Origin of the sequence: Halorientalis brevis, assembly GCF_042678165.1 — an archaeon.
GTDB classification, from domain to species: Archaea; Halobacteriota; Halobacteria; order Halobacteriales; family Haloarculaceae; genus Halorientalis; species Halorientalis brevis.
Genome location: NZ_JBHUDJ010000006.1, coordinates 138,816 through 153,227 on the forward strand (window position 1 = coordinate 138,816; position 14,412 = coordinate 153,227).

10 protein-coding genes, 2 tRNA genes and 1 pseudogene are annotated in these 14,412 nt (G+C 64.1%); 6 read left to right on the plus strand and 7 right to left on the minus strand.

Features of this window, described 5'->3' with window-relative positions; genetic code table 11:
* The 7 genes and pseudogenes from ACFR9U_RS12465 to ACFR9U_RS12495 all read right to left on the minus strand — a co-directional run.
* Positions 1–266, minus strand: a pseudogene (locus ACFR9U_RS12465) (30S ribosomal protein S12); the annotation flags it as partial.
* Between the two features lie 594 nt (positions 267–860).
* The gene (locus ACFR9U_RS12470) at positions 861–1,286 is read right to left on the minus strand and encodes a NusA-like transcription termination signal-binding factor (protein WP_247380638.1); all 426 of its coding nucleotides are present in this window, start codon (positions 1,284–1,286) and stop codon (positions 861–863) included.
* Positions 1,287–1,292: 6 nt separating this feature from the next.
* On the minus strand, positions 1,293–2,516 hold the full coding sequence (gene rpoA2, locus ACFR9U_RS12475) for a DNA-directed RNA polymerase subunit A'' (RefSeq protein ID WP_247380636.1): 1,224 nt from the start codon (positions 2,514–2,516) through the stop codon (positions 1,293–1,295).
* 3 nt (positions 2,517–2,519) lie between these two features.
* A complete protein-coding gene (locus ACFR9U_RS12480; RefSeq protein WP_247380634.1) occupies positions 2,520–5,435 on the minus strand; it encodes a DNA-directed RNA polymerase subunit A' in 2,916 nt (971 codons plus the stop codon).
* Complete coding sequence (gene rpoB, locus ACFR9U_RS12485; RefSeq protein WP_247380632.1) at positions 5,436–7,262, minus strand: DNA-directed RNA polymerase subunit B; 1,827 nt, start codon at positions 7,260–7,262, stop codon at positions 5,436–5,438.
* Between the two features lie 4 nt (positions 7,263–7,266).
* Positions 7,267–8,829 carry a DNA-directed RNA polymerase subunit B'' gene (locus tag ACFR9U_RS12490; RefSeq protein WP_247380629.1) on the minus strand — a complete coding sequence of 521 codons (1,563 nt, stop codon included), beginning with the start codon at positions 8,827–8,829 and terminating at the stop codon, positions 7,267–7,269.
* The gene (locus tag ACFR9U_RS12495) at positions 8,829–9,056 is read right to left on the minus strand and encodes a DNA-directed RNA polymerase subunit H (RefSeq protein ID WP_247380626.1); all 228 of its coding nucleotides are present in this window, start codon (positions 9,054–9,056) and stop codon (positions 8,829–8,831) included. Before ACFR9U_RS12495 ends, ACFR9U_RS12490 begins: the two co-directional genes overlap by 1 nt.
* A gap of 358 nt (positions 9,057–9,414) precedes the next feature.
* On the opposite strand from ACFR9U_RS12495, the gene ACFR9U_RS12500 reads away from it, so the two are divergent.
* The 6 genes from ACFR9U_RS12500 to ACFR9U_RS12525 all read left to right on the plus strand — a co-directional run bounded on the left by ACFR9U_RS12500 (position 9,415) and on the right by ACFR9U_RS12525 (position 14,411).
* Positions 9,415–9,487: transfer RNA gene (locus tag ACFR9U_RS12500), tRNA-Asp, on the plus strand.
* Positions 9,488–9,526: 39 nt separating this feature from the next.
* Positions 9,527–9,599, plus strand: a tRNA-Asp gene (locus ACFR9U_RS12505).
* 763 nt (positions 9,600–10,362) lie between these two features.
* The gene (locus ACFR9U_RS12510; protein ID WP_247380623.1) at positions 10,363–12,168 is read left to right on the plus strand and encodes a hypothetical protein; all 1,806 of its coding nucleotides are present in this window, start codon (positions 10,363–10,365) and stop codon (positions 12,166–12,168) included.
* Positions 12,169–12,331: 163 nt separating this feature from the next.
* Positions 12,332–12,988, plus strand: coding sequence for a hypothetical protein (locus ACFR9U_RS12515; protein ID WP_247380621.1), 657 nt, complete (start codon positions 12,332–12,334; stop codon positions 12,986–12,988).
* Between the two features lie 84 nt (positions 12,989–13,072).
* Positions 13,073–13,372 (plus strand): winged helix-turn-helix transcriptional regulator, encoded by a 300-nt coding sequence (locus tag ACFR9U_RS12520; protein WP_247380619.1) that lies wholly within the window; start codon positions 13,073–13,075, stop codon positions 13,370–13,372.
* Between the two features lie 82 nt (positions 13,373–13,454).
* On the plus strand, positions 13,455–14,411 hold the full coding sequence (locus ACFR9U_RS12525; RefSeq protein ID WP_247380617.1) for an AAA family ATPase: 957 nt from the start codon (positions 13,455–13,457) through the stop codon (positions 14,409–14,411).
* Position 14,412 lies beyond the last annotated feature (1 nt).

Below are 14,412 nucleotides of genomic sequence, written 5' to 3' on the forward strand. Positions count from 1 at the left end.
ATCGCGCCGTCACCAGGACAGAACGCAGTCACCTGCTTCCCGTTCTTGATGAGCTGGACGCGGACGCATTTCCGAACTGCGGAGTTCGGCTGCTTCGCTTCGACAGCTGTCTTTTCGAGCACGATACCGCGACCCTGAGGTGCACCCTCGAGGGGGTCGGACTTCTCGCGAAGTCCCCGCTCTCGGCGCGCGTACTTCGAGTCGGACCAGCGGTGCTGCTGCCGGTCCTTCTTGAGCTTCCGCGCGGCGTATTTGCCGTTCGCCATAGTACCGTCGAATATCCAACGGAGCTACTTAAGCACAGTCTTTCGGAGCCACCTTTTTTAACGGGAGAATCGCGCTCGCCTGTGGCGAGCGCTCAACCCCCGTCAAAAATCTGGACCAAAAAAGGCTGCCGGTTCGTCGCTGCTCACGGGCTTCGCCCGTTCGCTCCGAGACGCTCGCTGCGCTCGCGCCTCGCCCGCCTCACCGGCAGTGAACCGCGCGCCACTGGCGCGCGGATGCTTATGTCCAGTCCAATCCGTTGGAACTGTTTCAGATTCGAGGTTTCAACAAATCTTTTGACTGTGGAGTGGCCACTTACAGATGGCTTGAGGGTCATTCCGGGATTCATCCCCTCGGATGATTTTTCCGGACGATTACTGCGATACCACCAGGTCAGCGACCGAACTTTGCCGGTTATCCAGTGAGCACGAGTGACCACGGGGGAGCCCCCAAGACAAGCATCTGCGAGCGAAGCGAGCGGTTCACGGAACTCGCGCTCTGCGCGAGTTCCGCTTTTTTAGCGTGGATTTTTTGCGCGAGCGGTGCCCGCAGCGGGTCGAAGACCCGCGAGGACACCCGAGCGGAAAAAGGTACGCTCAGGTTAGCTGAATGTCGTCCACGTCGAAGTGGCGTTCGGCCATCAGCCGGGCGGCTTCGATGTTGCGCCCGCCCTTGCCGATGGCGACGCCGGTGTCGTCGTGGTCGACCTCTGCGTAGGCGACGGTGTCTTCGTTCTCGCTGATCGTGACGTTGTACACGGCGGCCGGCGCGAGCGCGTTCGCGACGAAGTCCGCGGCCGCGTCGGCGTCTTCGATGAGTTCGACCGGACGATCCAGTTTGTCTTCGATCCGCTCGACGTTGCGTCCCCCCGGCCCGATGGCATCACCCATGTCGCCGGCCTTCACGACGAAGATGATCCGGTCGTGATCCTCGTCGACCACGCAGTCGCGAATCGTCACGCCGACCTCGTCCTCGAAGAGGGCGATGTACCGGCGCTCGCGGTCCGAGAGGGTGACAGTCATCGGCGCTTAGTCGGCCCCTTCACCGTCGCCGCGGGCAGGCGAGGAACCCATCCGGAGGTTCACGTCGCCGGTACCGAGCTTGATGGGCTTGCCGACGATGACGTTCTCCGTGACGCCGTTGAGGTCGTCGACTTCGCCGTGGATGGCGGCGTCGAGCAGGTGGTTGACCGTCACCTCGAACGCTGCCCGGGCCAGCACGGACTCCTTGTTCCCGGAGATGCCGTGGCGACCGATGGACTCGATTGTCCCACGATTTGTCATGATGTCCGAGACCAGCATCAGGTGACGGATGTTCACGTCGTCGAGTCCCTGCTCTTCGAGCGTGTTCATCGTCTCCTCGATGATCGACTCGCGGGCCGCCTCGACGCCGAGGTTCCGGTAGATCTCGTGGATGTTGTTACAGGTCGAACGGCTGGCGTCGACGCCCTCGATCCCGAGGACGTCGCCCAGTTCGGACCCTTCGGTGTAGAGGACGAACTCGCCGTCCGGTGCCTGGTCGGTCTCCTCGCGGCGGATGACGACGCGATCGATCTCCTCGATCCCTTTGAAGACGATTTCGCGCAGGTCCTCGACGAGCTGGAGGAGTTCGCGGTAACTCGGCTGGTCCGGGCCGAACTCGATGACAGTCTCGTCGAGCTGGACGACCTCGACGCCGAGTTTGGACTCGATGGTCTCGGAGATCTCGGCGACGATGTCCGAGAGGCGGTCGACGGTCGGCCAGCGTTCCTGGAGTGTGTCCGGGTTGAGGTTCACGCGAACGAGCATGTCGGCGACGTCCGTCGAGATGTCACCGAGCGCGAGGATGCGCGTCGCCTCGATTTTCCAGACGACTTCGTGGGCGCGCTCGCGGTTCTCGGCGAACTCGTCCTCGAGGTGGACCGTCATCATCGGCGTGTCCGGCGTCTTCCGGGCGTCCACCAGCTCGATGAGCCGGGGCAGACCCTGGGTGACGTCGATCTCCGCGACGCCCGCGTAGTGGAACGTGTTCATCGTCATCTGCGTCCCCGGTTCCCCGATGGACTGGGCACTGACGGTGCCCACGGGGTCGAGCGGGTCGACGCGCGTGTCGAGATAGCGGGTCTCGACTGCTTTGGCGATGTCGTCGGCCTGTTCGACGCTGACGCCGTCGCGCTGTTCGATGGTGCTGTACACCTCGTCTTTCAGCCGTCGCGGGAGGTTGGTGTCCTCGACGACGGCCTCGATGTCTGCGGATACGTCGTACTCTGTCATTGTTTAGTCGTCACTCTGGGCCATCCACCAGTCGTCGGCGTGTTCGGAGAGGTTCGTCGGCGCGGCCTCCTCGCCGAGGAACTGCTGTTTCTCGGTCTCGTCCGCGAACTCCGCGTCCATGACGCGGTCCGCGATCTGTTCGACGTCGATGTCGTTCTCCTCGCCGGAGGAGACCTTCACCGGACTGGTGCCGTCTTCGCCGAACTCGAACTGGACGATGGTGTCGCTGGTGTCGCGCACCGTCCCGTCGTACTGCGTTTCGAGTTCCGAGAGGGCGTTGATGAGTCGGCGCTGCAGGTAGCCGGACTTGGAGGTACGGACTGCCGTGTCCACCAGGCCCTCGCGACCACCCATCGCGTGGAAGAAGAACTCCCGCGGGTTCAGCCCGCCGCGGTAGGAGTGCTCGACGAAGCCGTGTGCCTCCGCGGACAGGTCGTCTGGCTTGTAGTGAGACAGGGTGCGGTCCTCGTAGCCGCGGTTGATCCGCTCACCGCGGACTGCCTGCTGACCGACACAGCCGGCCATCTGGGTCAGGTTGAGCATCGACCCACGAGCCCCGGACTCGGCCATCACGACCGCCGGGTTGTCGTCGTCGAAGTGCTCCTCGGCGATGTCACCGGCGGAGTCACGCGCCTTCCCGAGCGTCTGCATGATCTTCATCTCCAGGGTCTCGTCGACGGTTCGGCCCGGGAGCGATTCGAGTTCGCCCCGGTCGTAGGTCTGGATGAGTTCCTGGACGCGCTCGTAGGCGTTCTCGATGGCTTCGTCGATCTGCTCTTCTGCTTCCCGGGAGATCGACTCGTCGTCGATCCCGATCGAGAACCCGAAGTGCATGATCGAACGCATCGCCAGGGACGCGACCTCGTTGATGAAGATGCGGGCACGCGTCTTCGAGTACACCTTGGCGATGGTGTCGACGATCTCGCCGCCGAACGCACCGACCGCGTCCTCGTCGATGGTGCCCTGCGTCATCTGGCCGTCCTCGATGACGACGGTGTCGCCCGCCGAGGACGTGAACTCGACGTTCAGGTCGTCGGGCAGCAGTTCCGAGAACAGCGACCGCCCGGTCCAGTACGGCACGCCGTCTTCCTCGCCGTCGGGTTCGGGCAGTTCGTCGATCCGCGTCGCACGGAGCAGGTCCAGCGCCTGCGTCTCGTTGAAGTGCGGGTTCTGGTTCGTGAGGAGATAGGTCCCGCTGATATGGTCCTGGATGGCCCCGATGATGTTCTCACCGAAGCGCGGGGAGAGGATCTGTTCCTGGACGCGCATCAGGACGCGGGCCTCGGCACGGGCCTCCTCGTTCTGCAGCGCGTGCATGTTCATCTCGTCCCCGTCGAAGTCTGCGTTGTACGGCGGGCAGACGACGGTGTTCAGCCGGAACGTCTTGTACGGCATCACGACGACCTCGTGGGCCATGATAGACATCCGGTGCAGCGAGGGCTGCCGGTTGAAGATCACGATGTCCCCGTCGATGAGGTGGCGGGACACTTCCCAGCCGGGTTCGACCTTCTCGGCCAGTTCCTCGCAGTTCTTCTCGGTGACCTTCAGGCGACGTCCGTCGGGCCGCTGGACGTAGTTCGCGCCCGGATGGGCCTCCGGTCCGTTGGAGACGTAGCGTCGTGCCTCCTCTAAGTTGCGCTCGTTGACGTTCATCGTCTGGGTCATCTCCGTCGCGACCCGGTCCGGCACGCCGACCTCGTTCAGCGAGAGCGTCGGGTCCGGCGAAATCACGGTACGCGCCGAGAAGTTGACGCGTTTCCCGGACAGCGAGCCACGGAAACGCCCTTCCTTCCCCTTGAGACGCTGGGAGAGCGTCTTCAGCGGACGACCCGAGCGGTGGCGGGCCGGCGGCGTTCCCGAGATCTCGTTGTCCATGAACGTCGTGACGTGGTACTGGAGCAGTTCCCAGAGGTCCTCGATGATCAGCTGCGGAGCACCCGCCTCGCGGTTCTCCATGAACCGCTGGTTGATGCGGATGATGTCCACCAGCTTGTGCGTGAGGTCGTCCTCGGAACGCTGGCCGTTGTCCAGCGTGATGGACGGGCGAGCCGTGACCGGCGGGACCGGCAGCACGGTCAGGATCATCCACTCGGGTCGGGAGCGGTCGGGCTCGATGCCCAGCACCTGGATGTCCTCGTCCGGGATGTCCTCGAACCAGTCCCGGATGTCGCTGGGCATCAGCTTGTTCATGTCCTCTTCCGTGAGATCGACGTCGAGCGCGCGCTCGATGGCCTTGCGGTCTTCCTCGCGCGGGCGGAACTCGCCCGAAAGGATGTCCTGGACGCGGCCCTGGTCGATGCCGGTCTCGTCGGCGAGTTCGACCGGGGAGACGCCGCGGTCGTCCTCGTCGTCGGGGTCCGGCTCCATCGCCTTCGCGATGCGGTCCGGGTACTCCGAGGAGAGCACCTGCTGGACCTCGTAGTACGTGGTCGGCTTCTCGTGGTTGATGTCGTACTGCTGGGCGCCGCAGAACGGACAGTGGTCCTTCTTGCGGGCCTGCCGGATGGCGGCCTTGGTCACGTCGTTCAGGTCGTCCTGCAGTTCGCGGGCGCGACGCAGGCGACTGACGAACTCCTCGCGTTCCTCGTCGTTGAGACAGAGCCGCGAGCACTCGCGGCAGGTCCCGCGCAGCAGTCGGCGGATGAGTTTCGCGAAGCCGACGTGGATGACGGGCGCGGCGAGTTCGATGTGGCCGAAGTGGCCGTTACACGACCCGGAGTGTTTCCCGCAGGTCTTGCACTCCAGCCCGGGGTCGATGACGCCGAGGCGCGGGTCCATCAGTCCCATGTCGATGGGGAACCCGTCGTCGTCGTAGGTGTCGGCCGTGATGACCTTGGTGGCGCTCATGTCCCGATACTCCTCGGGGTCCATCAGCCCGAAACTGAGCTGACCGATCTCTTTGGGTGCGTGTTGACTCATTTATACTGCGTCCTCCAGTTCGATGCGCGGCGCAATGCCGAGCGCCTTCATCTCGTCGAGCAGGAGCTTGAATGCGTACGACATCTCGATCTCGTGGATGTCCGTCTCCTCGTCGCAGTTCGGGCAGTACACCCGACGCTGGTCGACGTTCTCGACGGCCGCCATGCCACAGTTCGCACAGATGTAGATCCACTCGCGGTCGGACTCGTCTAAGAGCCGTTCCTTGAGCGTCATGGCCGCACCGTGTCCGATGAACACGTCGCGTTCCATCTCCCCGATACGCAGCCCACCTTCGCGTGCGCGACCCTCGGTGGGCTGGCGGGTGAGCACCTGCACCGGCCCGCGCGAGCGGGCGTGCAGCTTGTTCGAGACCATGTGGTAGAGCTTCTGGTAGAAAATCGTCCCGACGAAGATCTCCGCGTCGATCTTCTCGCCGGTGACGCCCGAGTACATGACCTCCTTTCCGCTGGACTTGAAGCCCTTCTCCTGGAGCCCACCGCGAAGCTCGTCCTCGTCCTCGCCGGTGAAGGCGGTCCCGTCGACGCGGCGACCCTCGAGGGACCCGACCTTGCCGCCGAGCATCTCCAGGACGTGGCCGACCGTCATCCGCGACGGCAGCGCGTGCGGGTTGACGATCAGGTCCGGGACGACGCCCTGTTCGGTGAAGGGCATGTCTTCCTGGGGTGCGATGTGGCCCACGACGCCCTTCTGACCGTGTCGCGACGCGAACTTGTCCCCGAGTTCGGGGATTCGCTCGTCACGAACAGAGACCTTCGAGAGCTTCGAGCCGTCCTCGCCCTCCATGAGCGTGACGGTGTCGACGACCCCGGACTCGCCGGAGCGCATCGTCACCGAGGTCTCACGCCGCTTCTGGGGCGAGAGACCGCCCATGTCGTCCGGTTCTTCGAGGAACCTCGGTGGACTGGTCTTCCCGAGGAGCACGTCGTTCTCGCCGACCTGCGTCTCGGGGTTGACGAGGCCGTCCTCGTCGAGGTGGGTGTAGGCTTCCTCGCCGCGAGCCCCGCGGACGTCGTCGTCCGGGATCTCGAAGCGGTCTTCCTGGCCGCCGGGATAGCGGCGTTCCTCGCCCTCGTAGGTCCGGAAGAAGTGCGAACGCGCGAGCGCGCGGTCGACCGAGCCGCCGTTGAGCACGAGCGCGTCCTCGATGTTGAACCCTTCGTAGCTCATGACCGCGACGACGAAGTTCTGTGCCGCCGGGCGGTCGTCGTAGCCGATCTGTTCGGTCGTCTGGGTCTTGACCAGCGAGAGCTGCGGGTAGTGCAGGAGGTGCTGGCGGGTGTCCGGCCGAATGCGGTAGTTCGCGCTCGGCAGGCCCAGCGACTGCTTGATCATCCCCGATCCCATCGTAATACGCGGCGAGGCGTTGTGTTCGGGGTAGGGAATCATCCCGGCACCGATCCCGAAGATGAGCTGCGGGTCGACTTCGAGGTGGGTGTGGTCCGTGGTGAGGTCGTCCTCCTCGACGGCGACCAGGATGTCCTCTTCCTCTTCGGCGTCGATGAATTCGACGTAACCGCGCTCGACGAGGTCGTCGAAGCCGAGTTCGCCGGCTTTCAGCGCCGCGACCTCCTCGTCGGAGACGAGCGGCTCGCCGTCCTCGACGATGAGGAGCGGGCGGCGCGCGCGGCCGGCGTCGGCGTTGACGATGACCTCGTCCGTGCGGTCCTTGACCGAGACGTTGACCATCTCGCTGACGTCGCCGCGTCGGCGCGCCTGTCGAATGTCATCTGCGAGCTTGTGCGGGTCGGGATGTGTCCCGACCAGACTACCGTTGACGTATACTTTCGCTTCTCGTCCTTGACTCATATCTTTAGTCGTCCGCTGGCTGCTCGATGGACTCGATGCCGGGGATCCCCTCGACACCCATCGACGCGAGTTCCTGTTTGAGGTGCTGCTGGTCTTCGATGTCCTGTGACAGCTCCATCGCCTGTGCGAAGTTCTTCACCAGCCCACAGTTCGGGCCCTCCGGGGTCTCGGAGGGACAGATGCGACCCCACTGGGTCGCGTGCAGGTCACGCGCCTCGAAGTGGGGCTGGCTGCGGGAAAGCGGCGAGCGAAGGCGACGCAGGTGGGACAGCACACCCATGTAGTCGGTGCGGTCCACGAGCTGGCTCACGCCGGAGCGGCCCCCGACCCAGTTCCCCGTCGCGATCGGGTGTTCGAGCCGCTCGGTCAGGACGTCCGACCGAACGACCGTCGACACGGAGAGCTGCCGGTTGCGCATGTTCGCGCGCTCGAGCTGGTACTTCACGTCGCGTGCCAGCTTGTTCAGCGCCGTCCGGAACAGGTCCTTCATCAGGTCGCCCGAGACCTTCAGGCGCTTGTTGGCGTAGTGGTCCTTGTCGTCGGATTCGCGCCGGCCGAGCGCGAGCTCGAAGCAGGCTTCGGCCATCCGGCAGAGGTAGTACGCCTTGTTGATGCGCACTTCTTCCTCCTCGACCCCGTCCTCGTGGAGGTGGGGCAGGAGGTACCGGTCGATGACGTAGTTGGCGCGCTTGAGCTGGTAGTTCTTGCCCTGGCCGGAGGCGACGCGCTTCCCGAGGGTCTCGATCGCCTCGTTGGTCGTCTGGACGTCGGCGGCCTCCAGGTTCTCGAGCATGAACTTCACGATCTCGGGGTCGTCGCTCACGCGGTGGACGATCTCCTCGTCGGATTCGAGTCCGAGCGCGCGCACGAGCGTGACGAAGTTGATCGAGCCCGAGACGGAGGGGAACGACACTTCGAGCAGGCCCTCGCGGTTGCGCTCACACAGTACGAGCGCGCGATAGCCCCGTCGCTGGCTGAAGGTTTTGGCGACCTGGATCTCGTCGCCGTACTTCGTGTCGTACTCGGCGAGGATCTTGTTCGGTGCGAGGTCTTCGGAGGTCATCAGCACCCGCTCGGACCCGTTGACGATGAAGTAACCGCCGGGGTCGGCGGGGTCTTCGCCGATGTCGATGAGTTCCGCATTGGAGAACCCGGAGATGTTGCACTTCCGGGAACCGACCATGATCGGCATGCGACCGATCTTCGTCTCGGTCTGGTCTACGACGTGTTCTTCTTCCTCGTTGCCACCCTTGATGATGGCCATCTCCATGAAGACGGGCGCGGCGTAGGTGATGTTCCGCAGCCGGGCTTCCTGGGGGTAGAGGAGTTCTTCGGAGCCGTCCGCCTCCCGCACGCGCGGGGTGACGACGCGAACGTCACCGAGTTCGACGTAGACGGGCTCTTCGCCCTCCTTGTCGCCGATGTCGGTTTCGATGGTCTCTTTTTCGTCGACCACCCGCTGCATTCCCCGGTCGAGGAAGGAGTTGAACGACCGGAAATGGTGTTCTGCGAGCCGTTCTCTCGAAAAGTACTCACGCGAAATCTCGCGTCGGTCTTGCGTATTCATTATTCCACCACGAGGCGATATACGGTCGCCTGATCGGTCGTGCGGGAGTCCCGGGTGATCTCGATGACGTCGCCCACCTCGGCATCATCGGGGAGCGCCGGGTCCGCGCGTTTGATTTTCGGCAGGTCTGTTCGATCGATGTTGTACTCTTCGAGGACCTCCTCAAGGACGTCCTCGTCGAGCACGCTATGCTCGGGTACGAGTTCGTGTTCGCTTACATCTACCATGGGTTGTGGCTGGACTGGCTGGAGAAGGTTGCTGTCACGAGATACTACAGCGTCCTTGCGCCGGAGCCCATTTAAGGCTTGTCAAAACACGTCGAGCGGCGCTATCCGACCCGCCCAGGGCCGACCGTGGGAGGGAGCGACGAGCGAACCTATCCCAACAGACGGGAACTGAGCACATAGGAGTTTGGGTTACCATGAGTAACTCCTGTGCGAGAGTACGGACAGGAGCGACCGTCGTACGATACTGAGCGGCGTGAGAACCGAGAGTCGATCGGCGGTGGAGTCGTGGGAACGCATGACGACGCAGGTTCGTTTGGAAAGTCTTAATACTCCCACCCGGAAAGGAGGAAATGCGTTCGCCCGGATGGTGTAGTGGCCCATCATACGACCCTGTCACGGTCGTGACGCGGGTTCAAATCCCGCTCCGGGCGTCCTTCTTCCGCGGACTTCAGGAAGAAGCTGATGTGTTCGCCCGGATGGTGTAGTGGCCCATCATACGACCCTGTCACGGTCGTGACGCGGGTTCAAATCCCGCTCCGGGCGCTTCTCTGAATTTTACTCACCCAGCGACGCGTTTCATCGCGTCGCGTTCGTAGAATGTGTGTACGACTGAAAGGGATTTGAACACAAGGAGTCGCAGCCGTCGAACGAAGCGAGACGGACCGTCTCCGCACGGGTTCAAATCCCGCTCCGGGCGTCCTTTTTCCGAACTCAGTTCGTGAGCGACCAGCTTGTCTGTGTCGCGAGCCCCGAGTTCGGGAAATAGCCAGTGGGATTTGAACCCTGCCAGTCGCGCGCAGCGAAGCGAGCACGTCTGGAGTCTGGTTCAAATCCCGCTCCGGGCGCTTCTCTGAATTTTACTCACCCCAGCGACGCGTTTCATCGCGTCGCGTTCGTAGATTCTGTGTGCGACTGAGAGGGATTTGAACACAAGGAGTCACAGCCGTCGAGCGAAGTGAGACGGCTCGTCTCTGCATCGGTTCAGATCCGTCACTCCAAGCGCATCTCTGCTATTCGTTCGCTATGGCGGTGTGTCGCCGCGTCCATCGAGAAAGCGGCCAGGGGACACGTCCACAGTCAGGGAGGTAATCCGCAGTGAACTGCCGAGTCGCGGTCGGAAGGATTCTCTGAGCGGGGACAGGAACGTCGGCAGACAGGTGTGAACGATTGGGCCACTTTAGGTAACTGCTCGGAATACTCCCGGTCGCGCCGAGCGGGACTGTCCGGCGCACGAGGTGGATAGTATGAGCACATCACGCAGGAATAGTCAGCAGTGTCGGGAGCCGTTACAGCGGAGGACGCGCCGATGACGCGACCACGAGCCGTTCGGCAACTCGCCGCACTCGCGATGGGAGTCCTCGTCGTCGTCGCGACTGTCGGGTACGCCGGGCCGATTCTGGCACGCGAGAACGCAGCGAACCAGCAAGACGCCATCGAAGCGGGCATCCAGAAAGGCGTCCGGCTAGCACAACAGCAGGGAGCGACTGTGACGCAGCGGCAGGTCGCAGCCATCCGACAGGGAGCGGAGGCTGCAGTCAGCCAACGACAGCAGGTCACGACCAAGCAGCTTCAGGCCGCCGTTGCAGGTGCGACAGTCGGAATCCTCACCCAGACGCAGCGAGCGTCGGTCAAACAGATCCAGGCGATCGCCAGCGGATCGATCAGCGGTGCCGTAACCCAGTCCCAGCGAGCGTCGGTCGAGCAGGTCCAAGCCGCCGCTCGCGGGGCCGCTAACGGCGGGCTTACGCAAACACAAGACGCCAACGTCAGGCAGTTACAGGCCGCCACCGCAGGTGCGAGTTCGGGAGCGGTCGCTGCCACGAGGCAGAACCAGCGAGCGTCGGTCGAACAGATTCAGATGGCCACCAAGGCGGGGGTCACAGGGTCGCTCACGCAGCGGCAGCGAGCGACCGTCACGCAGATCCAGGCCGCCGCCAGGGCCGCGTGTTTCGGGGCACTGACCCAGCGGCAGACGACCGACGTCAAGCAGATCCAGGCCGCAGTGCGGGGCGGAGCGAAAGGAGGCCTCGCCCAGACGCAGCGAGCGTCGGTCAAACAGATCCAGGCCGGCGTCGCAGGCGGGACGAGAGGAGCCTTAGAGCAGACCCAGACGACCAACGTTAAACAGATTCAGGCGATCGCACGGGGTTCGTGTGAAGGGGCCGTAACGCGGGCAGCCCAGGACCAGATTGTGAACGTGCGGCAGGTGCAGGCAGCCGCCCGAGGAGCGGCTTTCGGGGCCGGCAGCGTCACCCAGCGACAGGACGTGAGCGTCAGACAGCTCCAGACGATCACGGGTTCGAGTGCCGCTGGGGCACTCTCGCAGTCCCAGGTCGCAACCGTCGAACAGGTCCAGGCCGCTGCGACCGGTGCCGCAGGTGCCGCGGTCCAACTCAACGTCCAGACCGTCTCCATCCAACAGCTCCAGGTCGCCGTCGTCAACTCGGCGGCGTCGGCCGCTGAACGGGCCGGAGAGCGTGACTGGGCCGCCCAGCGGACTGCCGCAGCCGCGATCTCGAACGTCGACGCGGAGTTCTCCGGAGACGTCCGAATCGACGTCACGTTGCCACCGAGCGACGAACAGCCACTCACGCCGACAACGCCGACCACGCCGGAGTCACCAACGTCGCCCGAATCACCGACCACACCCGAGTCGCCAACGTCGCCCGAATCACCGACCACACCCGAGTCGCCAACGTCGCCCAAATCACCGACCACACCCGAGTCGCCAACGTCGCCCGAATCACCAGCCACGCCAGGATCGCCGATCACCCCAGTGTCACCGAGCTCGCCAGTGACGCCAGGGTCACCAGCTTCACCCAGTTCCCCGGAGTCGCCGATTTCCCCGGGGTCGCCGGTCACCCCGGGGTCACCCGTCACTCCGGTCTCGCCCGGGTCACCGATCTCGCCGAGCACGCCGGCATCACCGATCTCGCCGAGCACGCCGGCATCACCGATCTCACCTGGTGACCCAGTCGAAACGCCCTCGCCGGGAACGGCCTCACCCCAGGAGCCGGTCGAAACACCGGCACCCGTCGAGACGCCTGAGCCTGTCGAAACGCCGGAACCGGACGACGCTGAAGAAGGCGACGGGGCCACTGAAGACGGCTAACACCGTGAGCGGAACGCGAGGGGAACCAACCCCTTTCAGGACGTCACCGTCCAGACGGACTCGCGGTCAGTTTAGCTGTTCCGCGTCTCGAACGTCGGTAGACCCCTCTATCGAGTGATAGATCAGACCAAAGCGTATAGTGCCGGGGTGAGAAACGGAGGGTATGAGCAGCCGAGATGAAGCGCCGCGGGAGATGCCCAAGGCGCTGGTTGAGGATTTCCTCGAACAGGAAGCGGGGACGCGAGCGTTTCTGGACGAGTTACAGAAACTCGCGGCCGAGGGGCGACACGACGAGGTGCGCGACCGGCTGCGTGATTTCGCAGAACACTCCCAGGGAGCCTTCTTCACCGTCGCGCTGAGTCTGGGCGGCACCGCGCAGTTCTTCGCGGACGTCGAAGCGCAGATGGACGCCGAGACGGGCGAAATCCTTCGGGACCTGGAGGAGACGTACGGGACGCTCGCCGACGAGTTCAGCATCGTCCGGACGGAACAGACCCAGGACAGGAAGAACCCGGTCACGAGCATGAGCGCCTCGACGACGTACCGGGACGAAGAGGAGGTCCCGCTGATCGAGTACACGCCGCTCTCGGGCGAGATGGCGTTAGCCGAGAGCCGGGAGTCGCCGGAGGAGGTGCTCCAGGTCGCTCACTTTCTGGTCCAGTCGACGACGGACGCACTGGAAGTGGCGCTCGAGGAGGACCAGGCGGTCAACACCGAGGAGCTGAGTTCGCTCATCGACCGCCGAGAGGAGTTGGAGATGGAGCTGAGCACCCTGCGCGACCAGATCGACGAACTCCGACGAACACCGGTCGACGACTGACCTGACACCGCACGGTCTCGTCTCCGGTGAGAGAGTTGCAAGAGTTTTATGCCGCGGGTGGAAAGTGGTGGCAGAACGAACAGCATGGTCGAGAGGCTTCAAAACCAAGTCGAGAAAGAGGAACGCGATCTGCGTATCCTTCGCGAAGTAATCGCTGACGGACCGATCGGGATCGTGAAACTCGCCGACCGGACGGGGCTCCCGGAACACAAGGTACGGTACTCGCTGCGGATGCTCGAGAACGACGAGTTCGTCGAGCCGACGCCCAACGGTGCGATTCCGGCCGACGACATCGACGACCGGATCGCACACGTCAACGACGGACTCACCGAATTGATCGGGCGACTCGAACGGCTCCGCGACGCGGACGCGCCGTCGGTGTAATCGCACCGGTAGTCGGTCACGGGGTGTCACGCGACCGAGACGAGCCAGGCACTTATGTTGCTGCGAGTGCGCACGTGGGACAATGGCCGTCACCGACGCCACAGCGGAGTGTACGGCAGTACTGGACGAGGTGCAGTCTGCAGTCATCACCGACAGGCGATTTCTCAGGCAGGTCTTGACGGGGATGGTAGCGCGTGGCCACGTCCTCCTGGAGGACGTCCCCGGCGTCGGGAAGACGCTCACGGCACGGAGCATCGCGACAGCCCTGGGACTGGAGTTCTCACGGGTACAGTTCACGCCCGACCTCTTGCCGGCCGACGTGATCGGGACGAACGTTTACGACGAGCGCGACGGTACGTTCGAGTTCTCTGAAGGGCCGATCTTCGCCAACGTCGTGCTGGCCGACGAAATCAATCGCGCCCCACCGAAGACGCAAGCGGCCCTGCTGGAAGCGATGGAAGAAGGACAGGTGACCGTCGACGGCGAGACCCATTCGCTTCCGGAGCCGTTCTTCGTGCTGGCCACGCAGAACCCCGTCGAACAGGAGGGGACGTTCTCGCTGCCGGAAGCCCAACTCGACCGGTTCATGATCAAGAGCAGCATGGGCTACCCCGACCGCGACGGGGAACTCGACCTGCTCGACCGGCGCGCCGACCGGACGGCCCAGGCCCCGAGCGTCAGTTCAGTGCTCGACCACCAGCGAGTGACGGCGCTCCAGGAGATTCCAGAGACCGTGACGGTCGAGCCGAAGGTCCGCGAGTACGTCGTCGACCTGGGCCGGGCGACGCGAGAAGACAAACGGGTTCGAGTCGGCGTCTCGCCGCGCGGCATCCAGCGACTGTTCGAGGCGGCCCGCGCGTACGCTCTCATCGAAGGGCGGGACTACGTCGTTCCCGACGACGTCAAAGGGATCGCCCCCGCGGTGTTCAGCCACCGACTCGTCCTCACGGCGGAATCGAGCGTGCGATCGGTGTCGAAGCGCTCCGTCCTCGGCGACGTGCTCGACCGCGTGCCGGCCCCCTCGGTCGACGACGACTGAG